Origin of the sequence: Pseudomonas sp. ITEM 17296 (assembly GCF_028895205.1) — a bacterium.
Taxonomy (GTDB): Bacteria; Pseudomonadota; Gammaproteobacteria; order Pseudomonadales; family Pseudomonadaceae; genus Aquipseudomonas; species Aquipseudomonas kermanshahensis.
This window is the reverse complement of sequence record NZ_WJRS01000004.1, coordinates 284,891-310,888: the sequence shown is the minus strand read 5'-3', so window position 1 is coordinate 310,888 and position 25,998 is coordinate 284,891. Positions and strand designations below refer to the sequence as shown.

Below are 25,998 nucleotides of genomic sequence, written 5' to 3'. Positions count from 1 at the left end.
GCCAGAAAACAGCGAGTTGCACGAAATAGTCGGGATTGGCCAGTCGCCAGCATTGAAAAGATGCACGATTTCGGTGCGTGCCGGCTTGGCCCACTGCGCGAAAAATGTGCAGTGCACACTGCTTGCTCACTGGCCAAACCGCGTTTTGCTGCGTGTTACACTGCGGGTCATTTTTCAGTTTCAGTGGACAGCCGAACATGCTCGCGCCCAAAGCCCTTCTTGATGCCCTGAGCGACCAGGCCTCACGCCTGTTCAGCAGCGATACCGCCCAGCCCCGCGCCGAACTGGAAAGCCAGTTCAAGGTGCTGATGCAGGGTGCCTTCAGCAAGCTGGACCTGGTCAGCCGCGACGAATTCGACAGCCAGATGGTCGTGCTGGCCCGTACCCGCGCCCGCCTGGAGGCCCTGGAGAAACAGGTCGCCGAGCTGGAAGCGCGGATGGCGCCGACCAGCGAATAAGGCTCAGGCGGAGGCCTGCAATCGATCCTCGCGCCGATTACCTGGTTTCGGCGGTAGCTCGCTGGCGTGCAGTGTGCCGCGAAACAGCGTCGCGCCGCACAAGGTGAACAGTGTCTTCACCCGGTTGTGCGAGTTGAGTATCTCGGCCTGGATATGCTCGATGTCGTTATCCGCCGGCTGCAATGCGACCGCACGGTTGATCCACTCGATGGCGGCGAAGCGGCTTTGCTTGCGCGTGCCATGCCCTTGCATCCAGGCCAGCCCTAGTTCAGCACTGGCGCGAGCGGCAATACTGGCGTCCGGGTGCTCGACCAGCGCCTGCAAGTAGTCGACGGCTTCGGCCTGTTCCTGCGGTTCGCCGAACTGACGCAGCAGAATACCCAGCTGCAAACGCGCACTGGCAGCGGTCTGCAAATCGCCCAACGCATCGTTCAACAATCGCCTGACGGCCAGCATGGCACTGCGCTCATTCAAGGCTTCTGCGCTTTGCATGCGACGGCAGGCCAAGGTGTATTTCGCCTGCTTGCAACCGGTCTCTACCGCGCGCAACAACCAATAGTCGGCAGCACTCGCGTCCAGGTACTGCGCGGGGGTGTTGGGCAGCGCGCCTCGGTGCAGGTCATGAAGGCTAAGGGCAGCCTCTGGCAGGCTCAGTTCGGCACAGCGCTCATAAAGGTAGAACGCCGCCTCGTGCTGGTTGGCAGCCCAAAGTAGGCGTGGCACTTCAAGCACGTCCAATCCCGGCCCTTGGCGGCCACATTGGCGCTTTACCGCAGCCAGTGACCACACACGCGCCTGCTCGTTCGAGCACTGAAAACCCCACAGCCCAAACGCATGCCCAACCGCCCGCAACGCACAGGCGGCGGGGTGCGAGCGGCTCGCGCAGAGCTGCTCGATAGCGATACGAAAGGCCTGCTGGTCATCCTTCATTGCGTGGAACAGCATGACGCAGACAAAACTACGGAAGGGCTGGCCGATGCCCGGGACGAACCCAAGGTCAGGGTAAAGATTTACACTGGCGGCAAAATCGCGCAGGGCGCCGGCGTAATCCTGCTGAGCACAACCACGCAAAGCACCACGCCAGGCCAGCAAGTTGGCGCGCTCCCTGGGCCTGAGTGCTCGCAGCGACCATGCCTTGAAGACCTGCAGCCACACAGCGATCGACTGCGACTGGCCGGCATGCGGCAGTTCGAGCTGGTCCTCGATAGCCAGCCAGCGCAGTGCATTGCGTTGTTCCTCGCGCCAACGCTCACACAGCGGCCCACTGGCCAGGGCGTCGATCGCGGCGTCACTGCCTCCCCAGCAGGGCAACAGGTAGGTTGCATAAGCCTGAATCGCTTCGAAACAGCCGGGGAATGCGCCAAGTGCTTGATGCAGCCAATAGTGCTGGGCGTTTTCTCGCCCCTGCTCGGCCCGTTCGCCCAGGCACGCCGGTAAGGCCTGTGGCAGTTCGGCCAGGGGTAGCAGGCCGTATTTCACCAGCAGCGGCGCTGCAGCCTCTTGCACCTCCACGTCGGCCTCAGTGCAGGGGCTGAAGCGCACCGGCTGGCCGTCGAACAGGCCCAGCAACCAGCCTGGCTCAGCGAAATGCGCGCTGATCTTAAGCATGCCGATCGCCGCTGCCACGGGCTGGCTCGAGCGCTCCATGGCACGCAGCAGGTGCGCCGCGCCAATCTCGCAAACCTGCTCCGCCGCCAGCCGACGCTCGGCGCTGATGGGCTGGGTGTTGGCAGACTCGCGGATATGGCAGGCCCGGCTGAAACAATGAAAACCCATCACCACCTGAGGGTGATAGGCCTTGGGGCAGGCATCGATCCAGGCCTTGAGGATCTGCGTCAGGGCCTTGTCGCCCTGGCTGTCCCAATCGACCAGCATGTGCCCTTCGACGGCCTCCAGGTAGGCCGGAAACTCGCCGGGCGGCGACTGCCGCCAGCGTACTTCGAGGATGTCGAAGAAGCGGTTGAGTTCAACGAATGCACTGGCCTGCACCAGTTCACGAATTGCCTGGCGAGTGCGAGTGAGCGTTTGCACGGGGCAATACCTCAAGTCCATTTGTAGGAAGTTGTGTTGCCATCCCATGGCAATCACAGTAGCCCTTCAACACTAAGCCATACCCTGGATCTGCGCAAAAATAATTGGATCCATTTGTGTCGGATTCTAAGAAAACCCAGGGGAAATACCTGACCTGAAAAACCAGGACGCACACTTATTGCGCTGATCCTGGCTGCCGCCGCTAAGCTTGCCCAAGCCGCAGGAAGCGGCCCCATTCCGCGACAATGGAGCGTCCATGTCACTTGCTCTCGTCCACAGCCGCGCCCAGGTCGGCGTGCAGGCACCGGCGGTCAGCGTCGAAACCCACCTGGCCAACGGCCTTCCCCACCTGACCCTGGTCGGCCTGCCCGAAACCACGGTCAAGGAAAGCAAAGACCGGGTCCGCAGTGCCATCGTCAATTCCAGCCTGGATTACCCTGCCAGGCGCATCACGCAAAACCTGGCGCCTGCCGACCTGCCCAAGGATGGCGGGCGTTATGACCTGGCCATTGCCTTGGGCATCCTCGCCGCGAGTGGGCAGGTGCCGGTGGCCACCCTCTGCGACATCGAATGCCTTGGCGAACTGGCGCTGTCCGGCCAATTGCGCCCCGTGCAGGGCGTGCTACCGGCGGCGCTGGCGGCACGGGAAGCGGGCCGGGCGCTGGTAGTCCCGCGGGAGAACGCCGAGGAAGCAAGCCTGGCAGGCGGGCTGGTGGTGTATGCCGTCGGGCACCTGCTGGAGCTGGTCGCCCACCTGAACGGCCAAGTGCCCTTGCCGCCGTATGCCGCCAATGGCCTGGTCTTGAACAGCCGGCCCTACCCCGACCTCAGCGAGGTACAGGGCCAAATCGCGGCCAAGCGCGCCTTGCTGCTGGCGGCCGCCGGGGCCCATAACCTGCTGTTTACCGGTCCGCCTGGCACCGGCAAGACCTTGCTTGCCAGCCGCCTGCCAGGGCTGTTGCCGCCACTGGACGAGCGCGAAGCGCTGGAGGTGGCAGCCATTCAGTCAGTCAGCGGCCATGCGCCGTTGAACAGCTGGCCGCAACGCCCGTTCCGCCACCCACACCACTCAGCCTCGGGCCCTGCGCTGGTAGGCGGTAGCAGTCGGCCGCAACCCGGCGAGATCACCTTGGCTCACCATGGTGTGCTGTTTCTCGATGAACTGCCCGAATTTGAGCGGCGTGTGCTGGAGGTATTGCGCGAGCCGCTCGAGTCCGGCGAGATCGTGATTGCAAGGGCTCGGGACAAGGTACGCTTCCCTGCGCGGTTCCAGTTGGTGGCCGCGATGAACCCCTGCCCTTGTGGCTATCTGGGCGACCCTACCGGCCGCTGCCGCTGCAGCACCGAGCAGATCCAGCGCTATCGCAACAAACTGTCGGGCCCACTGCTGGACCGCATCGACCTGCACCTGACCGTGGCGCGTGAAACCACCACCCTCAACAACCAACCCAGCGGCGAGACCAGCGCCGCTGTCGCCGAACGGGTTGCCGAAGCACGCGAGCTGCAGCAACGTCGGCAAGGGTGCGCAAATGCCTTTCTCGACCTCAACGGCTTGCGCCGCCATTGCCCGCTGGAGGCGGCGGACCAAGCCTGGCTGGAGACAGCCTGCGAACGGTTGACCCTGTCGTTGCGCGCGGCACATCGGCTGCTGAAAGTGGCACGCACGCTGGCGGATCTGGAAGGTGTGGCGTCGATTACCAGGGCGCACCTGGCCGAGGCGCTGCAGTATCGGCCGGGGAGTTGATTTGGATCCGCGATTTTGGGGCCGCTTTGCGGCCCATCGCGACGCAAGGCCGCTCCTACAAGTACAGCGCCCGCCTCCGCCCGGGGAGTCTGTGCGGCGCTATCGGTCGGCCAACGCCGCCTCCACCGCCGCCAGCAACGCCTCTTCAGAAAACGGCTTGCCCAGGCACGCCACCGCCCCATGGCGCTGCGCAGCATTAAGTGCCATGTCATCCCAATGCGCCGACATGCAGACGACCGGCAACCGCCAGCCCCTGCGCGCCAGCTCACGCAGCACGTCCAGCCCGGAAAGCCCAGGCATCTTCAAGTCCAGCAACGCACACCCGGTCTCGTGCGCCAGCGTCGAGGCCAAGAACTCTTCGCCCGAACCAAACAGCAACGCGCCGAAGCCTGTCGCTCGCAGCAAGTTGGCCAGGCTTTTACGCACAGACGCATCATCGTCGACGATGCACACCCACGCCCTGTCGCGCTCAACCTCGGGTTTCATGCGGCGCCCTGGCCCTCGGCACGGGCCTCGAGCACGTTGTGCATGGCGACCAGTTCGATCAGCGAGCGGGACTGCATCTTGTTCATGATGTTCTTCTTGTGCACCTTGGTCGTCACCTCGCTGGTGCCAATCTCTTTGGCAATCTGTTTGTGCGACAACCCGCCGACCACCAGCGCGAACACCTGCCGCTCACGTTGGGTCAGCCGCGCGTACTTTTCCCTGACTTGCCGTGTATGCCGCCACGCGCGCCCAGCCGTCAGCGCACGGGCACGCAGAGCCGTCAGCAGGGTCAGCAATTGCGCCTCATCAAAGGGCTTGGTCAGGAACTCCACAGCACCCGCACGCATCGCCTGAACGGTCATGGGAATAGTGCCGTGGCCGGTCATGAACACGATCGGCCAGGGCAGGTCGAGCCGACGCACCATCGCCTGCAGCTCCAAACCGCTGGCCTCAGGCAGGTTCATGTCCAGCAACAGGCAGGCATAAGGCGTGTCGGCATGCGCTTCAAGCAGCGCCTCAGCCGAGGCGTACAGGCGATGCACAATGTCGTGCGAGCGAAAGAGTCGCCCCAAGGCTTTAAGCACCGATGGGTCGTCATCCACCACCAGCACGGGCACCGCTGCGCAATCAGCCGCGGGCTCAGCCGTATCGAGGTCGAAGGCTAGCGAAGCGTTGCTCAAAGGTCTCGCCGGCAGGTCGAGGGCCACTTCAGCCGCCAGCCGATAGCCGCGGCGTGGCACGGTCTGGATCAGGCCGCGGTCACCGAAGGCCTTGCGCAACAAGGAGATCTGCACCTGCAGGTTGTTGTCTTCGACCACCGTGCCGGCCCACACCTGGCTGAACAGCTCGTCCTTGCCAACCACGCGGCCTTTGGCGCGGATCAGTGTTGCCAGCACCTCGAAAGCGCGCCCGCCCAACACGATCGGCTTGCCGTCGAGAAACGCTTCTCGTCGCTCCAGCGACACCTGGGCATTGCCAAATCGGATCATGGTCTTCTCGAGTCTCACGGGTCCGGGCGGTTGCGCAGCCCCGTGCAATCTAGGCCAGCGCCCGCATTCATACAATTATCCCGAGGGATAGGTTGGCCTTGGGACTATACAAGCGCCCGCCACGGCCAAGGGGACGATAACGGTCAAGATGGTTCCCGTTCCTGCCAAGCCGTCTGGCCCGCGCATGCGCGGGGGGATCGCTGCGTATACTCGCGCCCTTGGATGTGGTTAGCAGGGGGTGCTTGATGCTCGATGAACGCCTCGCTTACAGGCCCATCGATTATGACCAGTCGATCGACGAGGGCTGGTTGAATCGGTGCGACATCACTCGTCTGGGGCAGGAAGGCGAGCTGACCTACTTCCGCCTGTGTGACCCCGGCACGGGGCAGGCCTGGATCGCTGTGCGCGCCCCAATCGAATCCCCTGCTGCCTGCCAGCGCCTGGAGCACGATTATCGCCTGCGCCTCGACCCGAAGTGGGCCGTGATGCCCTCGGCCTATGTGCGTTCGGCCGAAGGGCCGCTGCTGGTGTATCCGGGCGGCCGCTCGGTCGCCGACCTCATCGCCCAAGGCCCGGCAGCGCTCCCCGGCTTCCTCGACATCGCCGTCAACGCCGCATCAGCATTGGCGCTGGCACACGCTGCCAACGTACTGCACGGCGCCTTGCAACCCGCGCATATCTGCGTGCAGCACGCGCAGCGGGTGAGGCTTGGCGGGTTTCGCGCGGATGCGCACTCGCTCATCAGCGAGCAAGGCGCCCCCATCGGCAACTGGTCCTACCTGGCGCCGGAACAGATCTGCCCCCTCGGCTCCAGCAGCGACCAACGCAGCGATATCTATGCGCTGGGTGCCATCCTGTACCAGCTTTTGCTGGGCGAGTTGCCGCTCGCCGGGCGCGACACACTGCACTGGCGCCAGCTGCATGCCGGCGTGCAGCCACGGGCGGCCGTCGAGGTCGACAACCGCGTGCCGCAGCCACTCAGCCGCATCCTCGCCAAGGCCCTGGCCAAAGAGCCCGATGCCCGCTACCAGACCGCCCGTGCGCTGGCGGTGGACTTTGCTCACTGCCAGCGGCAGTGGCTGGCGGCCCAGGCCATCGAAGATTTCGAGCCTGGCAGCGCTGACCCCCTTTCGCCCAACCACGAACGCCTCTATGGCCGCACAGCCGAGCAGAAGGTCATCACCCTGCTGCTCAAGGCATTGCGCCGCGACAGCGCGCCCCAGGCCCTGTTCATCAAGGGCGCTACCGGCATGGGCAAGTCCAGCCTGGTACAGGCAGCGCTCAAGGGCGGCGCCGAGGGTTATTGGGCCAGCGGCAAGTGCAACAGCCTGGAACGGGCGGTGCCCTATGGGCCCTGGATCGAGATTCTCGGTTCGCTGACCACCCAGTTGCTGGCCAAGAACCGCGATGACCTTGACGCGCTGCGCCGTGAAATTCTGCGGCGCATCAAAGGGCGCGGCCGTTTGCTGGGCAAGCTGGCCCCAGACTTGAAGCTGGTGATCGGGCCCATGGCCGAGTTCCCGGAAAAGCCCACACGGCTCGCCTTGCAGAAAGAGCTGCGAGCGATCGTCGAATTCCTGCAGGTGTTCAGCCGCCCCGGGCGACCATTGGCGCTGTTTCTCGATGACATGCAGTGGGCTGACGACGCCACGCTGCACTTGCTTGATGAGCTGCTGGAGCAAGCACCCAGCAACCTGCTGTTGATCTTCGCCCGGCGCAGCGATGCACCACCCGGCAGCAAGCCCCTGGTTACCCCCGCGTCCATCCGTAGCACCACCCTAGACCTACGCCCCCTCACCGTCGGCGCCGTGATGGAGATGATCAGCGAGCGCTACCACGCCGCGCCTGACGCTGCCTTGCAGCTCGCCGAACTGGTGCACGCGAAGACCGCTGGCAACCCGTTCTTCATCCACCAGATCCTCGGGGCGATGGTCGAGGACCAGTTGTTCACCTTCGACACCCAGACCATGCGCTGGTCGTGGTCGCTGCCAGCAGTAGCGCAACACCGCTATGCCGACAACGTCGCCGACCTGATGGTCCATCGCCTGACACGCCTGCCTGAAGCCCAGCGCACTGTGCTGCGCTTTGCCAGCGCCGCGGGTGGCCGATGCGACGAGCGCCTGCTGCGCAGCATGCTGCCACTGCCCGCCGAGCAACTGGCCGAACAGCTCAAGGCCTTGATTGGCGCGGGCTTCCTGCTACCTGGGCACAAGCCGCTGGTGTTCTCGCACGATCGCGTACTGGACGCCGCCTACGCACTCACCCCATCGCGCGAGCGGCCGGCGCTGCACGCGCATATTGCCCAAACCATGCGGGCGGCCTGGCAAACGGCTCAACACGACGCGCTGTTTGAAATCGCCAACCAGGTGCAGTTGGCCAGCCCGCATGCATTTGCTGCCAGCGACTGCGAAGGGTTTCTGGTGCTGCTGCAGGAGGCCGCGTTGCGGGCGCGCGACAATGCCGCCTATGAGCAGGCCGCCGGCTACCTGCAGGCGGCCGACGAACTGCTGCGCCTCGGCACCACGCCCGGCAGCCAGGCAAACCATGCCTTTGCCATCGCCTGCCTGGCCGCTGAGTGCGACATGCAACTGTCACGCATGCCACAGGCCAACGTTCGCATCCTCGAATGCCACCAGCGTGCGCTATCGGCGCTCGACAAGGCCCGGGTATGCAAGCTTGAAGCACGCCTGCATACCTTGCGTTCGGACTACCCAGCCGCCATCGCCTGCGCCATCGGCGGCCTTGAGCTGTTGGGCATCACGCTTGTCCAGGGCATCCACCCCGAGCAAGTCGAGGCAGCCTATGGCCGTGTCCACGCCTTGATCGAGAACAAGGGCCGTCATTGCCTGGAATCGTTGCCCAGGGCCGACTCGGAAGACGCGGCGGTGGCAATCGCGCTGCTGGCGACCCTGTCATCATCGTTCTTCGTCAAGGACGACCTCTGCTTCCTGCACCTGGCCAAGATCATGGAGCTGTCATTGCTCCACGGCGTCGCCCCCGGCAGTACCTATGGCCTGGCCTGGTTCGGCGTGATGGCGGCCGAGCGCTTTGCCGCCTACCACGACGGCCATGCTTACTGCCTGGCAGCGCTCAAGCTGATCGAGCGGCACGGTTTCGAGGCCGACTTGACCAGCGCCCTGCTCGCCCTCGACCAGGTCAGCGCCTGGACCGCGCCGATGGAGTTTGCCCGGCGCACGGCACTGGAAGCAGTCGAATCGCCGCGCCTGAGCGGCGACCTGGCGATGGCCTGCTATGCCCGCAATCACCTGGTTTCCGACTCACTGTTCATGGGCCAACCCTTGCAGGAAGTCAGCGGCGAAGTGGAGCAAGGGTTGGTCACCGTTCGCGGCTACGGCTACAGCGATGTCGAACACATCCTCTTGGCCCAGCAGGCGTTCGTCGCTGTCATGACCGGCAGCAGCGGCAGGGTCGGCCTTGCGTCGCGCTTGGGGTGCCAAGCGCCTGCCGAAGCCCGCGTGCACACCATAAAGTCCTGCACCACGCTGTTCTTCAAGCACCTCTACGCCGGCATGTCGGCCTTTTACCTGGGCGATATCAAACAGGCCGTACGCCAACTCGCCAGCGCCGGCAGCCATGCCTGGGCTGCCCCTGCACACATCAACCTGGCCGACTACCACCTGTTCCGCGGCCTGACCCTGGGCAGCCCGGAAGCCCCGGGCAGCGCGATGGGCAAATTGGCTGCGCTGCACGAATTGCGCGAGCGCTTTGCTGCGTGGGCGAGCTTCAACCCGGTCACCTTCCGCAACAAGCTCCTGCTGATCGAAGGTGTGATCGCCAAGCTCAGCGGCGATGGCCTGGCCGCCATCCGCTGCTTCGACCAGGCCCAGATCGCCGCCACGGCCGCCGGTTTCATCCATGAGCAGGCCCTGGCCCACGAGCAACTGGCTGAAGTGTGCATCCCCAGTGGCTTGATCTCTGGCGCCAACCTGCACCTGCGCATTGCCCGTGACTGCTTCCACATCTGGGGTGCCACGGGCAAGGTGCGCCAGCTCGAAACCCTGCACCCGTTCTTGCGCACCCAGCCCGTGCAGGAAACCTACCGCTCTGCCAGCCAGGCCAGGCTCGACCTGGAAGTCGGCCTGGAAGCCGCGCGCGCGCTGTCCGAAGAGGTGCTGCTAGAGGGCCTGATCGAAACCTTGATGGGCCACCTGACCCAGCACTCCGGCGCCGACCACGGTGCCCTGCTGATCGTCAGCGGCGCCGAGTTCCAGATGGCCGCGCTGGCCTACATCGACGATGCCGGTCTGCACGTGCGCATGGACAACTGCCAGAAGTTCCTGACCCAGGCGCCGCTGTCGATCATCAATGCCACCCTGCGCACCAAGAAACCCATGGTGCTGAACGACGCCCTCAGCGACTGCCCAGAAGCGTTTCGCCAGGAGCTGCACGCACGCAACGCCCGCTCGGTGCTGTGCCTGCCGCTGCTGCTGCAGGGTGTGCTGATCGGCCTGGTCTACCTGGAAAACCGCCTGGTGCCGAACCTGTTCGGCAGCCAGCGCCTGGCCATGCTGGAGATTCTCGCTTCGCAGGCTGCGGTATCGCTGCAAACCGCCAAGTTCTATACGCGCCTGGCCGAAGACAACCAGAGCCGCGCGCAGATGGAGGCCGAGCTGCGCCGCTCACGTGCAGAGCTTGCCCGCAGCGCGCACCTGCAGGTGATGAACGAGTTGTCCGCCTCCATCGCCCACGAGATCAGCCAGCCCCTGCTTGGCATCGCCGCCAATGCGGCCGCCAGCCTGCGCTGGCTCAAGCGAGGCCAGCCCGACCTGGAAGAAGCCATCGCCGGCCTGGAAGATATCCGCAACGACAGTGAACGGGCAGCCAACATCGTCCGCGCACTGCGGTCGCTGGCCAAACAGTCGCCGATGCAACTCAAGCCGGTGAAGCTCGATGCGCTGATTCTGGAAGTGGTGCGCCTGACATCCTCGGATGCCTTGAAAGGCGGCGTGAAGGTGCAAACCCGGTTGCAGGCCGCAACGAGCCTCATGGCCGACCCGGTGCAGCTGCAGCAGCTGATCTACAACCTGATCACCAATGCCCTGGAAGCGCTGGCGGGGTTCCGCGGCGATGGCCTGTTGCGCATCACGTCTGCCGTGGTCGAGGCGGGGGTGGAGATTTGCGTGGACGACAATGGGCCAGGGATTGCGCCAGAGGAGCTGGAGCGGGTGTTTGGTGCGTTCTACACCACCAAGAGTGGCGGCCTGGGAATGGGGCTGGCGATCTGCAGCTCGGTGATTCAGGCCCATGGTGGGCAGTTGCAGGCTCAGGTTTCGGAGCTGGGCGGGTGCCGGATCAGGTTGACGGTGCCGGTTCGGGCGGATGATTGACCTGTTTTAGCCTGCACCGGCCTCTTCGCGGGCAAGCCCGCTCCCACAGGGCCGTGTGCTTGCCCGCGAAGGGCTGCCCTGCAGCCCCAGTCTATGAAGGAAAAACTCTGGGAAACATCCCATGTAGATAGCGGACGGTGACACTGCGCAAAATCAAAACTCAATCCGCATCCGAATCAAACAACCGCTCCAACTCCACCCGCGCTTCCTTCGCCGTCTGCATCACCTTGGCCCGGTCATCGCGCACCTGCCCCTGCGCCTCCAGCACTTCTTCGTCATGCTGGGTGAACCGCGCAATACGGTCCGCCGCTTGTTCGTCACTCAACCCTAACCCCACCAGCGCACGGCGGGTCAGCTCCAGGCTTGAGTAGAACGTCTCGCGAATAGGCTCGGCACCCACGTCCACCAGCTTGTGCACATGCTGGCGGTTACGTGCCCGAGCCAACACTTTCAGGTGCGGGTACAGGCGCTTGACCCGCTCCGCCGTGCGGGTGGTGACTTCCGGGTCGTCGGTAGTGATCACGAAATACTCCGCCTCGCCCACCTTGGCCGCATGCAGCACTTCGGGGCGCAGGGGGTCACCGTAGAACACTGGGGCCTGCTCGAACATGCGGGTCATCTCGATGGCGTCCACCGAGGTTTCCAGGGCGATGAAAGGGATCTTTTGGGCACGCAGGATGCGCGAGACGATCTGCCCCATGCGGCCCATGCCAACGATCACCACGCGCGGTGCATCGGTCTGGATCTGCTTGTACTGTTCGGGCACTTCACGCTGCGGTTGCGGGCGCTTGAGGGCACGGGCGCAGCCGAGCATCAACAGGGGCGTGATAGCCATCGACAAGGTGATGGTCATCATCAGCAGGTCGTAGGTCTGCGTGTCGAACAAGCCTTGGTCCTTGCCCAGCTTGAACACCACGAAGGCGAACTCGCCACCCGCCGCCAGCACCATGCCCAGGCGCAGGGCGCTGGCGCTGTTGAGGCCGCCGGCCAGCCGGCCGACCACTATCAGCAAGGTCAGCTTGACCGCGATCAGCAGCAGGGTCAGGCCCAGCAGCACCAGTGGCATTTCCAGCAGCAGGCTGAGATTGGCGCCCATGCCAACACTGATGAAGAACAGCCCCAGCAACAGCCCTTTGAACGGCTCGATCTGCGATTCCAGCTCGTGCCGGTACTCCGAGTCGGCCAGCAACAGGCCGGCCAGGAATGCACCCAAGGCCATGGAAATACCGGCCTCTTCCATCAGCCAGGCGGTGCCGATCACCACCAGCAGTGCGGTGGCGGTTGAAACCTCTGGCAGGCCGGTGCGCGCGACGATGCGGAACACCGGGCGCAGCAAGTAGCGGCCGCCCACGATGACCACGGCGATGCTGGCGAACACCTTCAGTGCATGTTCAAGGCTGTCACCGTGGCCGGTATCCGGGCCGCTGGCGGCCAGCAGCGGGACCAGGGCAATCAGCGGAATGGCAGCGATGTCCTGGAACAGCAGGATGGCAAACGCCAGGCGACCGTGCGGCGCGTTGAGCTGCTTGCTTTCGGCCAGGCTCTGCAGGCCCAGGGCGGTGGATGACAGCGCCAGGCCCAGGCCCAGCACCAAGGCGGCGGCCAGTGACTGGGCGAAGCCGAACAGGGCGATGGCGCCAATTACCGCGCCGGTCAGCAGTACCTGCGCAGCGCCCACGCCGAACACCGACTTGCGCATCAGCCACAAACGCTTGGGCGACAGTTCCAGGCCAATGATGAACAGCAGCAGCACCACGCCGAGTTCCGAGATGTGCGCGACGCTTTCGGTATCGCGTATCAGCCCCAGTGCCTGCGGGCCGATGGCCACGCCGGCCAGCAGGTAGCCGATCACGGCGCCCAGTTGCAGGCGCTTGGCCAGGGGAACAGCAAGGACCGCAGCGAGCAGGAAGATCACCGCGGTTTGCAGAAGGCTGCCTTCGTGTGGCATTGGCTCGTACTCCATGAGCTGCCGGGGCAGCGTTGAACAATGTGGCCGGCAATTCTGGGCATTGTGCGGGTATCAGACAATCCGGCTTGCAGGAGAAACATTGTCCCGCTTAGCAAGACAATCAGCTGATCACACGCGCATCGGCTCAGCTTTCGCCAAACTGCGCCCGGTACTGTGCTGGCGTCATGCCGATGCGCTCGCAAAACACCTTGCGCATATGCCGATCACTGCCAAACCCACAGCGTGCCGCCACCACCTTCAACGCCAGGTCGCTGCCTTCGAGCAGTTTGCGCGCCTGGTCGATGCGCGCATTTTGCAGGTACTGCAACGGCGTGATACCGACCTCGCGCTGGAATGTACGGGCAAAGTTGCGGCTGCTCATGGCCACCAGGTCGGCCATTTTCTGCACGGTAAAGGCCTGGTCGATATGGTCGACGATATAGGCCTGCACCCGCGCGGTTGGCGAATCATCACGCGGCACGGCCGCCAGCAACGGCCCATACGGGGTTTGCCCGCCCTGACGATGGCGAGCGACCAGCAGCACCTTGGCCACTTCCAGGGCCAGGGCCTTGCCGTGGTCTTCGGCGACCACGGCCAGCGCCAGGTCGATACCGGCGGTGATGCCGCCCGAGGTGATCAGGCAGCGGTCGATCACGTAGATCTGTTCGGTCTCGACGTTCGCCTCAGGGAAGGCCCGCGCCAGCCGTTCGACGTAGTTCCAGTGGGTGGTGCAGCGATAGCCGCCGAGCAGGCCGGCCCGGCCCAGCAAGAACACGCCGGTGCAGATGGCACCAAACCGCTTGGCCCCGCGCACGGCCTGTGGCAGCCAGTGCTCAAGGCCCGGCAGCGCGACGTCATAGGCCCCTGGGCCGCCGGGTACCAGCAACAGGTCGACGGCTTCGGGCAGCTCTTCCAGGCGCAGGTCGGCCATCACCCTCAGCCCGCATGAGCCGCGCACCGTACCCTGGCCTTCGGCCAAGGTGATCAGCCGGTACTGCCGCTCAGCGGGCAAAAACCGGTTGGCGATGGCAAAGGCGTCCATGGGGCCGGTGACATCCAGCAACAGCACATCATTGAACAGCACCATCGCCACGGTGCGGTGGGCGGGATTTTCCTGCATGCCTCTTTCGCCTTGAATGCGGGCCGCCGGTAGCGGCCTGAAACTGAACACGCGCGCATCTTAAGGTATTGGTATAGCGGCCAGGGCCAGCACTGCACAATTAAGAACTCTTCAGGTTTGCCTCAGGACTTTGTCATGACCCGGGGGCGAGACTTTCCTCATTGAACAGGAGAGTCGCCATGAGCCCTCTGACGATCCGCAGCACCTCACCGGCCCCAGGCGCGCTGACCCCTGCGCGGCTGCGCCAGGCCAAGGAACTGATGCTGCACAGCCCTTTGTCGATCATCGAGATCGCCGGTGTGTGCAACCTGACCCGCAGCCATTTTTCGCGCGCGTTCAAGGTCAATACCGGTTTGTCGCCCCAGGCCTGGCGCCTGCTGGCGCGCATGGAGAAGGCCAAGCGCCTGCTGGCCACCGAGGCGCCGATCACCCATGTCAGCCTCGAATGTGGTTTCTGCGACCAGTCCCATTTCACCCGGGCATTCAGCCGCCTGGTCGGCCAGCCGCCCAAAGCGTGGCGGTTGACCACGCAAGGTGCCGCGTCCGGCACGCATTCTTAAGCGCCTTTTATCCATTGGTATACCACCTTCGGGTAGTACACCTGAGTTTCACACCCTAAGCCCAATGCAAGGAGTTACCCTCATGAGCCAACCGGATTACAAGCGCCTGAACAAAGACGACGCCGTGGTGCTGCTGGTCGACCACCAGACCGGCCTGATCTCCCTGGTGCAGGACTTCTCGCCCAACGAGTTCAAGAACAACGTACTGGCCCTGGGCGACCTGGCCAAGTTCTTCGGCCTGCCGACCATCCTGACCACCAGCTTCGAACAAGGCCCCAACGGCCCGCTGGTGCCCGAGCTGAAAGAGATGTTCCCAGACGCGCCGTACATTGCCCGCCCTGGCCAGATCAACGCCTGGGACAACGAAGACTTCGTCAAGGCGATCAAGGCGACAGGCCGCAAGCAGCTGATCATCGCCGGCGTGGTCACTGACGTGTGCGTGGCCTTCCCGACCTTGTCGGCGCTAGCTGAAGGCTTCGAGGTGTTCGTGGTGACCGACGCTTCCGGCACCTTCAACGAAACCGTGCAGCAGGCCGCGTGGGTACGCATGACCCAAGCGGGCGCACAAATGATGAACTGGTTCTCGGTGGCCTGTGAGCTGCACCGCGACTGGCGCAACGACATCGAAGGGCTGGGCAATCTGCTGTCGCAGCGGATTCCCAACTACCGCAACCTGATGAACAGCTATGCGGCGTTGAGCGCTCGCTGATCCACGCCTGCACAGCGACAAAAAAGCCGGCGCCCTCACAGGGCGCCGGCCTTTTCGTTTGCCACTAGCGGGTGATTACTTACCCGCCGTCAGCGCGTTGTAGCTGGTCATCAAATTCCGATAATCCGGAATGTGGTTGGAGCACAGTGCCGCCAACCCTTCGACGTCATTGCGCCAGTCGCGGTGCAGCTCACAGGCCACGCCGAACCAGGTCATCAGCTGCGCACCGGCACGGCTCATGCGGTCATGGGCGGCATCGCGGGTCATTGCATTGAAGGTGCCGGAAGCGTCGGTCACCACGAACACCTCGAACTCTTCTTCCAAGGCTGCCAGCGCCGGGAATGCCACACAGACCTCGGTCACTACACCGGCGATGATCAGCTGCTTCTTGCCAGTGGCCTTCACTGCCTTGACGAAATCTTCGTTGTCCCAGGCGTTGATCTGGCCTGGGCGGGCAATGTACGGGGCCTCTGGGAACAGCGCTTTCAGCTCGGGGACCAGCGGGCCGTTCGGGCCTTGCTCGAAGCTGGTGGTGAGGATGGTTGGCAGGTTGAAGAACTTGGCCAGGTCCGCCAGGGCCAGTACGTTGTTCTTGAATTTGTCCGGCTCGATGTCACGGACCAGGGACAACAGGCCAGCCTGGTGGTCGACCAGCAGCACAGCGGCGTCATTTTTGTTCAGGCGGTTGTAGGTGAATTTGCTCATGGTCCGTGCTCCTAAAAGGTTTCGATGTTTTCAGTAAGTGGGGTGTTTCGCGTTGATGGGCACAGATTAAATTCATCACCTTTGCTGCGGTAGACTGCGAAAATTGCCTTTAGCGTTCCATTTGGAGAACGATCATTGGAAGACCTCAACTCCCTCTACTACTTCACCCAAGTCGTCGAGCACGGCGGCTTCGCCCCGGCCGGGCGGGCGCTGGACATGCCCAAGTCAAAACTCAGCCGGCGCATTGCCGACCTTGAGGACCGCCTGGGCGTGCGCCTGCTGCACCGCACCAGCCGGCACTGCTCGTTGACCGAAATCGGCCAGGCCTACTACAACCGCTGCCTGGCCATGCGCGTGGAAGCCGAGGGCGCGGCGGAGATCATCGAGCGCAACCGCAGCGAGCCGCGCGGCCTGGTGCGCATCAGCTGCCCGACCACCCTGCTCAATTCCTGGGTCGGGCCAATGCTGACCCGCTACATGCTCAAGTACCCGCAGGTGGAGCTGTTCATCGAAAGCACCAACCGCCGCGTCGACCTGCTGCACGAAGGCTTCGATGTCGCGCTGCGCGTGCGCTTTCCGCCACTGGAAAACACCGACATGGTGATGAAGGTGCTGAGCAACAGCACCCAGTGCCTGGTGGGGCATCCGCAGTACCTGGCGCAACTGCCCGAAGGCTTCGACCCGCAGCTGCTTGGCACGCTGCCCAGCGTGCATTGGGGCAGCGCCCAGCGTGAGTACCAATGGGAGCTGTTCCAGGGCGAGGACATGAGCCGCAGCATCGTGATCCCGCACACGCCGCGCATGGTCACCGACGACCTGTTCGCGCTGCGGCATTTTGTAGTGGCCGGGGTTGGCATCGCGCACTTGCCACGGGTCGCCGTGCGCGAAGACTTGGCCGAGGGCCGGCTGGTGGAGTTGCTGCCGGAGTGGCACCCGCGGTGCGGCATCGTGCATGCGATCTTCCCGTCACGGCGCGGGTTGTTGCCGTCGGTGCGGTCGCTGATCGATCACCTGGCCGAGGAGTTCGCGATCAGCGACATGGCCTGAGTCAGTTGCTGTCCGTACCGGCCTCTTCGCGGGGCAAGCCCGCTCCCACAGGGGGTACCAGCGCCCTGGAGATCACGCCAACCCTGTGGGAGCGGGCTTGCCCCTCGCCTAGGTGTGCGCCACAGTCTCGGATCATCCACCCCGGTGCCCTCCCTCCGGGGCACCAGCGCCCTGGAGACCACGCGATTCCTGTGGGAGCGGGCTTGCCCCGCGAAGAGGCCAGCACACCCTTACAAGACCTTGGCCTACGCTTGCCTCACAGTCTCGGATCATCCACCCCGGAGCCCTCATGATCCGCGCCAATCACGGACCAGGCCGCGCCCTGCTCGCCTCCCTCGCCCTCTGCCCCGCACTTAGCCAGGCAGATGAACCCGGCTGGTCGCTGCTCAGCCGCAACTACTTCCTGCACAGCGACTTCCGCTCGCCTTCCGGCAGCGGCCAAAACTACCGCCAGGAATGGGCCCAAGGCTTCATCGGTGAAATCCGTTCGGGGTTCACCGAAGGCACGGTGGGTGTTGGCATCGACGCGCATGGTTTTCTCGGCCTCAAGCTCGACGGTGGCCGCGGCCATGCCGGTACCGGCTTGCTGCCGCGTGACAGCGATGGGCGTGCCGAGTCCGACTATTCCAGCGCCGGTGCAGCCCTCAAGCTACGCCTGGGCAATACCCTGCTGCGCTACGGCGAGATGACTGTCGAGACACCGGTGTTCGACACCGGCGACAAACGCCTGCACCCCGAATACGCCACGGGTTGGTTGCTGGAGAACACCGACCTGCCCGACTGGCGCCTGCAGGCGGGCCGCTTCACTGCGTTCAACAACCAGGACAACAGTTCGACCCACGACGATTTCGCCGGCTACGGCGCCACCACCCATGGCCGCGCTATAAGCCTGGCCGGCGCCACGTTCGCCCCCGATGGCCCGTTCGGCGGTGCGCTGTACACCAGCCAGCTGCAAGACACCTGGCGCCAGGCCTACCTCAATCTCAACCTGGCCGAGGGCAATTGGCGCCTGGACGGCAACCTCTACAAAACCCGCGATACCGGCAACGCCAGCGCTGGCGCCATCGACACCACCGCCTACAGCCTGGCGGGCAAGTACCGCTTCGGTGCCCAGGCGCTGACCCTGGCCTACCAGAAGGTCGAAGGCGACACCCCCTTCGACTTCGTCGGCGGCGACTCCATCTACCTGGCCAACTCGATCAAGTACGCCGACTTCAACGGCCCCGGCGAGCGTTCGTGGCAACTGCGTTACGACCTCGACTTCGCCACCCTCGGCATGCCCGGCCTGAGCCTGATGGGCCGCTACGTCAGCGGCCGCGGTGTCGATGGCACGCATGCCCCGGCAGGGGGCGCCTACACGGCGCAACAGGGCCAGGACGGGCGTCACTGGGAGCGCGATGTCGACCTCAAGTACGTGGTGCAGTCCGGTGCCGCCAAAGACCTCAGCCTGGCGCTGTCCCACGTCAGCCACCGCGCCAACCAAGCCCAGGCGGGCGATGATATCGACCGCCTCTACCTGATCATCGAATACCCACTCAAAGGCGGCTTTTGAACAAAGAAGGGGGCTTTACGGGTAATGCCAGTCAGTTAGGGCCAAGGGGCCGCTGCGCGGCCATCGCAGGCAAGCCAGCTCCTACAGGGGTAGCATATTTCTTGTGAATCTCGCTCACCTGTAGGAGCTGGCTTGTCGGGGCGCCGAACCGCTGCGATGGGCTGCACAGCAGCCCCAATTAAGGCCAATGAGCGCGCCCCTTTCTTCACATCAGCTTAGAACGCAAAGCACGAACAACCCAACGCCCCCCAGAACCCTTGGAAGTCGTTCACCGGCACGCTGGAATGCCGCGCCTTCTCGTGGCTGTGTGCATGCACCCCACACGGCCCGCTGCACTGGTGCACCGCCGCTGCCAGCGATGGCGTACCCACACGCCAGTGCCCCGGCACCTTGGCCACCGGCGACCATTCCGGCAATACCGGTACCTGCGGTGGGCCGAGCCTGTCGAACTCGCCGGCAGCGTACACGACCTTGCCGTCAACGATGGTCAGCACCGACTCGATGCCCTTGATCGCTTCTTCCTCGACACTGAAGAAGTCCAGTGACAACGCCGCCAGGTCCGCCAACTGGCCAACCTTGATCTGGCCCTTCTTGCCCTGCTCGCTGGAGAACCAGGCGCTGCCCTGCGTGAACAATTGCAGCGCGGTGTCACGGCTCAGGCCCTCGGGGTACAACTCCATGCCGCCGACAGTCTTGCCGCTGACCAGCCAGTACAGCGAAGTCCACGGGTTGTAGCTGGAGACACGGGTCGCGTCGGTACCGGCCCCAACCGGCACCCCCATGTCGAGCATGCGCTTGATCGGCGGGGTCTGCTCGGCAGCCTTGGCGCCGTAGCGGTCGACGAAGTACTCACCTTGGAAGGCCATGCGGTCCTGGATGGCGATACCGCCGCCCAAGGCGCGCACGCGCTCGATGTTCTGCGGGGTGATGGTCTCGGCGTGGTCGAAGAACCACGGCAGGCCATTGAACGGGATGTCGCGGTTGACCTTCTCGAACACATCCAGCATGCGCGTGATGGATTCGTTGTAGGTGGCGTGCAGGCGGAACGGCCAGCGCTGCTCGACCAGGTGGCGTACCACCGGTTCCAGCTCTTCTTCCATGGTTTGCGGCAGGTCCGGGCGCGGCTCGAGGAAGTCCTCGAAGTCGGCCGCGGAGAACACCAGCATCTCACCCGCGCCGTTATGGCGCAGGAAGTCGGTGCCGCTGTGCAGCTTGACGCTGGAGGTCCACTTCTTGAAGTCGTCGAGTTCTTCCTTGGGCTTCTGGGTGAACAGGTTGTAAGCGATACGCACGGTCAGCTGGTTGTTGTCTGCCAGCTCCTGGATCACCGAGTAATCGTCGGGGAAGTTCTGGTAGCCGCCCCCGGCGTCGATGGCGCTGGTCAGGCCCAGGCGGTTGAGCTCACGCATGAACTGGCGGGTCGAGTTGACCTGGTACTCCAGCGGCAGCTTCGGCCCTTTGGCCAGGGTGGCGTAGAGGATCATCGCGTTAGGGCGAGCGATGAGCATGCCGGTCGGCTCGCCAAACTTGTTGCGCTGGATCTCGCCACCCGGCGGGTTCGGCGTGTCCTTGGTGTAACCCACAGCTTTGAGCGCGGCGCGGTTGAGCAGCGCGCGGTCGTACAGGTGCAGCAGGAACACTGGAGTATCGGGCGCGGCCTGGTTGATTTCCTCCAGGGTCGGCATGCGCTTTTCAGCGAACTGGAACTCGTTCCAGCCACCGACCACACGCACCCACTGCGGGGTCGGGGTACGGGCGGCCTGGTCCTTGAGCATGCGCAGGGCATCGGCTACCGAAGGTACGCCTTCCCAGCGCAGCTCCAGGTTGTAGTTCAGGCCACCGCGGATCAGGTGCAGGTGGGAGTCGTTCAGGCCCGGGATGACCGTGCGCTGCTTGAGGTCGATGATCTGCGTGGTGGCGCTTTTGTGGGCCATGGCTTCGGCGTCGCTGCCGACGGCGATGAAGCGGCCGTCCTTGATGGCGACGGCGGTGGCGGTGGGCTTCTCACGGTCGACAGTGTGCAGTTTGCCATTGAACAGAATGAGGTCGGCGGTCATGGAGCCTCCTTGAGTGGATGCATGGGCGGAACCGGCGGAGCCGGCGAAGGGCAATGCGGACCAGAGCGCGCCGGCGGCACCGAGCACGGTGCTGGTGGCGAGGAACTGGCGACGGCTCTTGTCGTTAGGGTCCTGGGACATGGTCTTCTCCGTCTGGGTGCGGCAGCGGCAAGCGCAACTGCCGAGCATGCCGGTTCAAGCCTGGTCAGGGATTGCATGGATGTGCGGTGGGTTGAAGAAGGTTAGTCCTGTTCACGTGTTGTGCTGCCAGGGCCGGCCTCTTCGCGGCGGTCCGGCGCCCCGGTGAACCCGCTCCCACAAGGGCATCACATGCCCCAAAAGCTGTGTTGAACCTGTGGGAGCGGGTTTACCGGGGCGCCGGACCGCCGCGAATGCCTCACACCGTCATCGCTGGAGGAACGCCAACAAGTCTTCATTCAGCTGCTGCGCATGCGTCACGGCAAACCCATGCGGCGCACCTTCATACACCTTCAGCTCGGCCCCACGAATCAACTCGGCGGCTTTCTTGCCCGTGGTCTCGAACGGCACGATCTGGTCCGCATCACCGTGAATCACCAAGGTCGGCACCTCGATCTTGGCCATGTCCGGGCGGAAGTCGGTCTTGGAGAACGCGGTGACGCAATCCAGCGTGCCCTTGATCGAGGCCAGCAGCGCGATGTTCAAGGTCTGCGTCAGCACCCCCTGGGACACCTGCTGCCCTTGGTTCAAGCCATAAAACGGTGTGGCAAAATCGGCGATGAACTGCGCCCGGTCGGCACGCAGGCCCGCCTGAATACCCTCGAAAACCGCAGCCTCGACCCCCTCAGGGTTGTCATCCCGCTGGCCAAACACCGGCGTCACCGCCCCCAGCAGCACAAGCCCGGCCACCCGCTCGTTACCATGGCGCGCGATGTAGCGGCTGACATCGCCACCGCCCATGGAGAAGCCCACCAAGGTCACTTCACGCAGGTCGAGGTGTTCGATCAGTTGGGCGATGTCATCGGCAAACGTGTCGTAGTCATAGCCATTCCACGGCTGGCTCGACCGGCCGAAACCACGGCGGTCGAAGGCGATGGCGCGGTAGCCACGGCTGGCCAGGAATTCCATCTGCGAATCCCACATGTCGGCATCCAACGGCCAACCGTGGCTGAACAGCACGGGCTTGCCGCTGCCCCAATCCTTGAAATAGAGCGAAGTGCCATCGCGGGTTACGAGTGTGCTCATATCGGTATCTCCTTGAAAGTCTATGGGGAAGGGGCTGAATCAGCCACGCAGCCAGTTGGCGCAGCGGCGGGTTACCCACGGCATGATGTAGAACACCACGGGCAGGATGACAAACAGGTTGACGATCAGGTTGCCGGTGATCGCGCCGCCCAAGTGCGGAAAGCGCGCGAACAACGGCGCCAGCAGTTGCGGAATGACCATGGTCATCGGGCAAATCACCAGGTAGGTCAGCAACGCCTGCTTCCAGCGCGGCGGTTGTGCCGCCGTGGTGCTCGGTGGGGTGAACCAGAACTCTGGGTCTTCGTGAACCTGGGTGTTGTCGCCCTCCTCCAGCAGCGGCAGCACCTGGCTGACCAGCGTCTGGCGCTCGGTGGAGTTGACCCAGGCCTGCAGCAGGCTGGCATCGCTGAAGCGCACCACGGTGGTGAAGTGGCGGCCGCCGTCTTCGGGGCGGATCACGTTGACGTCGAGGTGGCCGGGTTGGCGGCGCGCGGCACTGACCGTGTGCTTGAGCCAGTCCTCGTAGCCGGCCAGCGCCTCGGCGCGAACCTTGTGCTGGATGACCAGGGTGACCACGTTGCGGTTGTCTTGGAGTGCGGTGTTCATCGACATTCCTTGGGATGAGCTGGCCCGCACTCACTGTGCAACAGCGAACGGGCGGAGGATTGAATGGGTGTGCTGCCCTTGCCGGGCACCGACGGTCGGTGCCCGGTGCGCGGCGGCTTACTTGCCGGCGTTGAAGGCGTTGTAGCTGGTCATCAGGTTGCGGTAGTCCGGGATGTGGTTGGAGCACAGCGCCGCCAGGCCTTCGACGTCATTGCGCCAGTCGCGGTGCAGCTCACAGGCCACGCCGAACCAGGTCATCAGCTGCGCACCGGCCTGGCTCATGCGGTCATGGGCGGCATCGCGGGTCATCGCGTTGAAAGTGCCGGACGCATCGGTCACCACGAACACCTCGAACTCTTCTTCCAGGGCTGCCAATGCCGGGAAGGCGACACAGACCTCGGTCACTACACCGGCGATGATCAGCTGCTTCTTGCCGGTCGCCTTTACCGCTTTGACGAAGTCTTCGTTGTCCCAGGCGTTGATCTGGCCTGGGCGGGCGATGTAAGGGGCGTCTGGGAACAGCGCTTTCAATTCAGGCACCAGCGGGCCGTTGGGGCCTTGCTCGAAGCTGGTGGTGAGGATGGTTGGCAGGTTGAAGAATTTGGCCAGGTCGGCCAGGGCCAGCACGTTGTTCTTGAACGCGTCTGGCTCGATGTCACGGACCAGGGACAGCAGGCCAGCCTGGTGGTCGACCAGCAGCACAGCGGCGTCGTCTTTGTTCAGGCGGTTGTATTTGAATTGGGCCATGATCGTTGCTCCTAAGGGTTTTGATGTTCAGTAAGTTGGGTGTTTCGCGTTGATGGGAGAAGATTAAAACCATCACCTTTGGAGCGGTAGATAGCGATTTTTGGCTTTAGCGTTCTGTTTTGTGAACGATGGATTGGCAGGCCTGTAAACGGGCAAGCCGGCTTCATGGACGCTGGGCTTGTTGAAGCCCACAAGCCAATTCCTACGCCATTACTTCGTCTGAGGAAAATCCCTACAAGTAGTGTCGATACCGATCTGATTGCTCGTGTTGCCCCTGGTACCTAGGCTTGTGGACTTGCCGTCGCTTCAGCAATCGCTAGTCGCCAGGTACTTCTTTGAACCCCCCTATCTCGCCCGAGAAAATCACTGAGAAAACGTGTCAGAGCACTTGGTTGGATAGGGGGTTGCCAGACCTCAGGTCTCTTGACCGTGAAATGCGTGCACAAGCCATCGATGAGGTCGCTGCAGCAGGCACCCATGAGGGCGCCATTGAGCGCGTTGCTCACCACCTAGGCTTGAGCAACTCATCAAGCGCCTTTGTGGTCATCAACACACCCTTGGGGGATGTTCAGATTCGACGCAGCTGCATCCATCACATCGTCGAGAAAAGGCAAGATGCGCGGGAGCGCTACATCCAAGTCGCTGTGGATACCCTGACCGGGCCGTTTGAGGTGTGGAGCGTGGCCTATACCAACGACACACATAGGTTGGCATTTATAGGGGTATATGAAGCCAAGCGGCAGATGCTGGCGATCGTTACGCTCGAGAGCGGAAAAATACTGTGGAATTTCATGCAGTGCGACGCGAAAGCACTCAACAAGCACCGCCATGGCGAACTGCTGTACAAGCGCTATGAGTTTCTGCCGGGCAAAGAAAAGGGCCACTTTCACCAGTAGCCCTGAATAGACGCTTGATATTCATATACACACCCTCAAGCCGGGGTGTGGAGGTCTCACCCTGCGCTGATGATTCAGCCATCGACGGGGTTCCTACGCCAGTTACTGCCGCTGAATGGCAACTGGTTTCGCGCTCGGGTAAAACGCTATCACAGTCTTTGAGCAAGTCAACAGCTTTGCGGCAATGCGGGATGTAGTTGGAGCACAGCGCCGCGAACCCTTCGACCACAGGGCAACGGCCTTGACCTTCAGATACAACTCACCCGTCCCCCATTGCCTGCCTGCCCAACCTGCTCTATTACTACGCACAGCCCTCCCCTCACCCCCGAGACCACCATGCTGGCTTTCATCCAGTCGTCCCCGTTGTTGCTCGGCACTTCACTGATCCTGCTCGACCTGATTCTCTGGCAACTGATCCCCCTCCAACGCCGGGCCTGGCGTATCGGCTCGCGTCTGGTGATTTTCCTGCTGTTCAGCTGGGTGCTGCTGGCCGCGGGCATGAGCCCTTTGCAGCCGCCGCCATGGCCTGACGATGTGTCGCGCAACCTGATGGCGACAGTGCTGACGATCGGCTGGTGGCTGTTCGGTGCGCGCACGGTGACCGTGGTGTTCGGGCTGTTGCTGGTGGCGCGTGGTAGCCATGGCGGGCGGTTGCTGCAGGATGTGCTGGGGGCGCTGATCTTTTTGGCGGCGGTGGTGGCTGCGGCGGGCTATGTGATGCAACTGCCGGTGAAGGGGCTGCTGGCCACCTCCGGGGTGATGGCCATCGTCATCGGCCTGGCGCTGCAAAGCACCTTGGCCGACGTGTTCAGCGGCATCGTGCTGAACACGACGCGGCCGTATCAGATCGGCGATGCCATCTCCATCGACGGCACCGAAGGCAAGGTGCTGGACATCGACTGGCGTGCCACGCGGCTGCTGACCAGTGCCGGCAGCCTGGCGGTGATCCCCAATTCGGTGGCGGCCAAAGCCAAACTGCTCAACCACAGCCGCCCGCCTGACGTGCATGGGGTGTCGATCAGTGTGGTGGTGCCGGCCAAGGTGCGCCCCAAGCGGGTGTTCGATGCGCTGGAAAAGGCCCTGCAGGGCACGCGCGCGATACTCGCCACGCCAAAGCCCAAGGTCACGGTGAAGGCGTCGACCCTGGAGTCGGTGGAGTACGAAGCCAGTGGCTTCATTGCCGACATGGGCGGCAAGACCGACGCGCGCAATCAGCTGTTCGACCTGGCCCATCGGCACCTGGAGGCCAGTGGCGTGATGTGGAACGTCGACCTGGCCCTGCCGCCGCGCAGCCGCCAACGCGAGGTGCTGGATGAAGTGCGGGTGTTCCGCTCGCTGAGCGATGAAGAGCGCGATGCGCTGAGCCAGCGCATGACGGCCGTGGAATACCTGGCGGACCAAGTGATCCTGGGTGTGGGCGAGCGCTCGGATCACCTGTTGGTGATTGGCAGCGGCGTGGTTTCAGCGTCGATTCGCGATGGCGACAAGCTGCTGGAGGCCGGGCGCATGGGGCCGGGGGAAGTGCTGGGGATCGAGGGCATCATCGACGAAGACGACGGCTTTGCCGAGTTCCGCACACTGACCAGTTGCGTGCTTTACCGCATCGACAAGGAACAGGTGAAGAGCTGCCTGGTGCAGCGGGGCGAGGTGCAGACGGCGTTGAGCAAGTTGCAGCGGTTCAGGCGGCAGAGCCGGGAGTCGTTATTGCTGCAGAAGCCGACCCTGATCAAGAAAGGTGGCTTTCTCAGTTGGTTGCACAAGTAATATTTTT

General features: G+C 63.7%; 19 protein-coding genes. 9 read left to right on the top strand and 10 right to left on the bottom strand.

Annotated elements, in window-relative coordinates; all coding sequences use genetic code 11:
- Nucleotides 1–197: 197 nt before the first annotated feature.
- Nucleotides 198–458: an accessory factor UbiK family protein gene (locus tag GIB19_RS07420; RefSeq protein ID WP_027592202.1), complete on the top strand. Its 261-nt coding sequence runs from the start codon at nucleotides 198–200 to the stop codon at nucleotides 456–458.
- Between the two features lie 3 nt (nucleotides 459–461).
- Here GIB19_RS07420 and GIB19_RS07415 read toward each other — a convergent pair whose 3' ends face one another.
- Nucleotides 462–2,489, bottom strand: a complete 2,028-nt coding sequence (locus GIB19_RS07415) for a DUF4034 domain-containing protein (protein ID WP_274884843.1) — start codon at nucleotides 2,487–2,489, stop codon at nucleotides 462–464.
- Nucleotides 2,490–2,745: 256 nt separating this feature from the next.
- Between GIB19_RS07415 and GIB19_RS07410 the strand changes: the two genes are divergently transcribed.
- Entirely contained in the window at nucleotides 2,746–4,233 is a 1,488-nt protein-coding gene (locus tag GIB19_RS07410) for a YifB family Mg chelatase-like AAA ATPase (protein ID WP_027592198.1), read from the top strand.
- A 99-nt stretch (nucleotides 4,234–4,332) separates the two neighbouring features.
- On the opposite strand, the gene GIB19_RS07405 is transcribed toward GIB19_RS07410, so the two are convergent.
- Complete coding sequence (locus GIB19_RS07405; protein ID WP_099430982.1) at nucleotides 4,333–4,686, bottom strand: response regulator transcription factor; 354 nt, start codon at nucleotides 4,684–4,686, stop codon at nucleotides 4,333–4,335.
- Nucleotides 4,687–4,715: 29 nt separating this feature from the next.
- Nucleotides 4,716–5,708 carry a response regulator gene (locus GIB19_RS07400; protein WP_274884842.1) on the bottom strand — a complete coding sequence of 331 codons (993 nt, stop codon included), beginning with the start codon at nucleotides 5,706–5,708 and terminating at the stop codon, nucleotides 4,716–4,718.
- 245 nt (nucleotides 5,709–5,953) lie between these two features.
- Between GIB19_RS07400 and GIB19_RS07395 the strand changes: the two genes are divergently transcribed.
- Entirely contained in the window at nucleotides 5,954–11,056 is a 5,103-nt protein-coding gene (locus GIB19_RS07395) for a trifunctional serine/threonine-protein kinase/ATP-binding protein/sensor histidine kinase (RefSeq protein WP_274884841.1), read from the top strand.
- Between the two features lie 160 nt (nucleotides 11,057–11,216).
- On the opposite strand, the gene GIB19_RS07390 is transcribed toward GIB19_RS07395, so the two are convergent.
- Nucleotides 11,217–13,004 carry a monovalent cation:proton antiporter-2 (CPA2) family protein gene (locus GIB19_RS07390; protein WP_252826214.1) on the bottom strand — a complete coding sequence of 596 codons (1,788 nt, stop codon included), beginning with the start codon at nucleotides 13,002–13,004 and terminating at the stop codon, nucleotides 11,217–11,219.
- A gap of 145 nt (nucleotides 13,005–13,149) precedes the next feature.
- Nucleotides 13,150–14,124, bottom strand: a complete 975-nt coding sequence (locus tag GIB19_RS07385; RefSeq protein ID WP_274884840.1) for a GlxA family transcriptional regulator — start codon at nucleotides 14,122–14,124, stop codon at nucleotides 13,150–13,152.
- Nucleotides 14,125–14,303: 179 nt separating this feature from the next.
- Between GIB19_RS07385 and GIB19_RS07380 the strand changes: the two genes are divergently transcribed.
- Nucleotides 14,304–14,684: a helix-turn-helix domain-containing protein gene (locus GIB19_RS07380; RefSeq protein WP_274884839.1), complete on the top strand. Its 381-nt coding sequence runs from the start codon at nucleotides 14,304–14,306 to the stop codon at nucleotides 14,682–14,684.
- Between the two features lie 82 nt (nucleotides 14,685–14,766).
- Nucleotides 14,767–15,393 (top strand): isochorismate family cysteine hydrolase YcaC, encoded by a 627-nt coding sequence (gene ycaC, locus GIB19_RS07375; RefSeq protein ID WP_004375560.1) that lies wholly within the window; start codon nucleotides 14,767–14,769, stop codon nucleotides 15,391–15,393.
- Between the two features lie 75 nt (nucleotides 15,394–15,468).
- Here the strand turns inward: ycaC (GIB19_RS07375) and ycaC (GIB19_RS07370) are convergent, their stop codons facing one another.
- Complete coding sequence (gene ycaC / locus GIB19_RS07370; protein ID WP_274884838.1) at nucleotides 15,469–16,098, bottom strand: isochorismate family cysteine hydrolase YcaC; 630 nt, start codon at nucleotides 16,096–16,098, stop codon at nucleotides 15,469–15,471.
- 135 nt (nucleotides 16,099–16,233) lie between these two features.
- Here ycaC (GIB19_RS07370) and GIB19_RS07365 point away from each other — a divergent pair, with 135 nt between their 5' ends.
- On the top strand, nucleotides 16,234–17,145 hold the full coding sequence (locus GIB19_RS07365; protein WP_027592190.1) for a LysR substrate-binding domain-containing protein: 912 nt from the start codon (nucleotides 16,234–16,236) through the stop codon (nucleotides 17,143–17,145).
- A gap of 289 nt (nucleotides 17,146–17,434) precedes the next feature.
- Complete coding sequence (locus GIB19_RS07360) at nucleotides 17,435–18,697, top strand: OprD family porin (RefSeq protein WP_274884837.1); 1,263 nt, start codon at nucleotides 17,435–17,437, stop codon at nucleotides 18,695–18,697.
- Nucleotides 18,698–18,912: 215 nt separating this feature from the next.
- Here the strand turns inward: GIB19_RS07360 and GIB19_RS07355 are convergent, their stop codons facing one another.
- The 4 genes from GIB19_RS07355 to ycaC (GIB19_RS07340) form a co-directional block, all read right to left on the bottom strand.
- Nucleotides 18,913–20,754, bottom strand: a complete 1,842-nt coding sequence (locus tag GIB19_RS07355) for an amidohydrolase (RefSeq protein WP_027592188.1) — start codon at nucleotides 20,752–20,754, stop codon at nucleotides 18,913–18,915.
- Nucleotides 20,755–21,159: 405 nt separating this feature from the next.
- Complete coding sequence (locus GIB19_RS07350; RefSeq protein WP_085272179.1) at nucleotides 21,160–21,978, bottom strand: alpha/beta fold hydrolase; 819 nt, start codon at nucleotides 21,976–21,978, stop codon at nucleotides 21,160–21,162.
- A gap of 39 nt (nucleotides 21,979–22,017) precedes the next feature.
- Nucleotides 22,018–22,584, bottom strand: a complete 567-nt coding sequence (locus GIB19_RS07345; RefSeq protein ID WP_027592186.1) for an antibiotic biosynthesis monooxygenase — start codon at nucleotides 22,582–22,584, stop codon at nucleotides 22,018–22,020.
- A 117-nt stretch (nucleotides 22,585–22,701) separates the two neighbouring features.
- The gene (gene ycaC, locus GIB19_RS07340) at nucleotides 22,702–23,331 is read right to left on the bottom strand and encodes an isochorismate family cysteine hydrolase YcaC (protein ID WP_027592185.1); all 630 of its coding nucleotides are present in this window, start codon (nucleotides 23,329–23,331) and stop codon (nucleotides 22,702–22,704) included.
- Nucleotides 23,332–23,765: 434 nt separating this feature from the next.
- On the opposite strand from ycaC (GIB19_RS07340), the gene GIB19_RS07335 reads away from it, so the two are divergent.
- Nucleotides 23,766–24,227 (top strand): PBECR2 nuclease fold domain-containing protein, encoded by a 462-nt coding sequence (locus tag GIB19_RS07335; protein ID WP_274884836.1) that lies wholly within the window; start codon nucleotides 23,766–23,768, stop codon nucleotides 24,225–24,227.
- A gap of 336 nt (nucleotides 24,228–24,563) precedes the next feature.
- Nucleotides 24,564–25,991: a mechanosensitive ion channel family protein gene (locus tag GIB19_RS07330; RefSeq protein ID WP_099430783.1), complete on the top strand. Its 1,428-nt coding sequence runs from the start codon at nucleotides 24,564–24,566 to the stop codon at nucleotides 25,989–25,991.
- Nucleotides 25,992–25,998 lie beyond the last annotated feature (7 nt).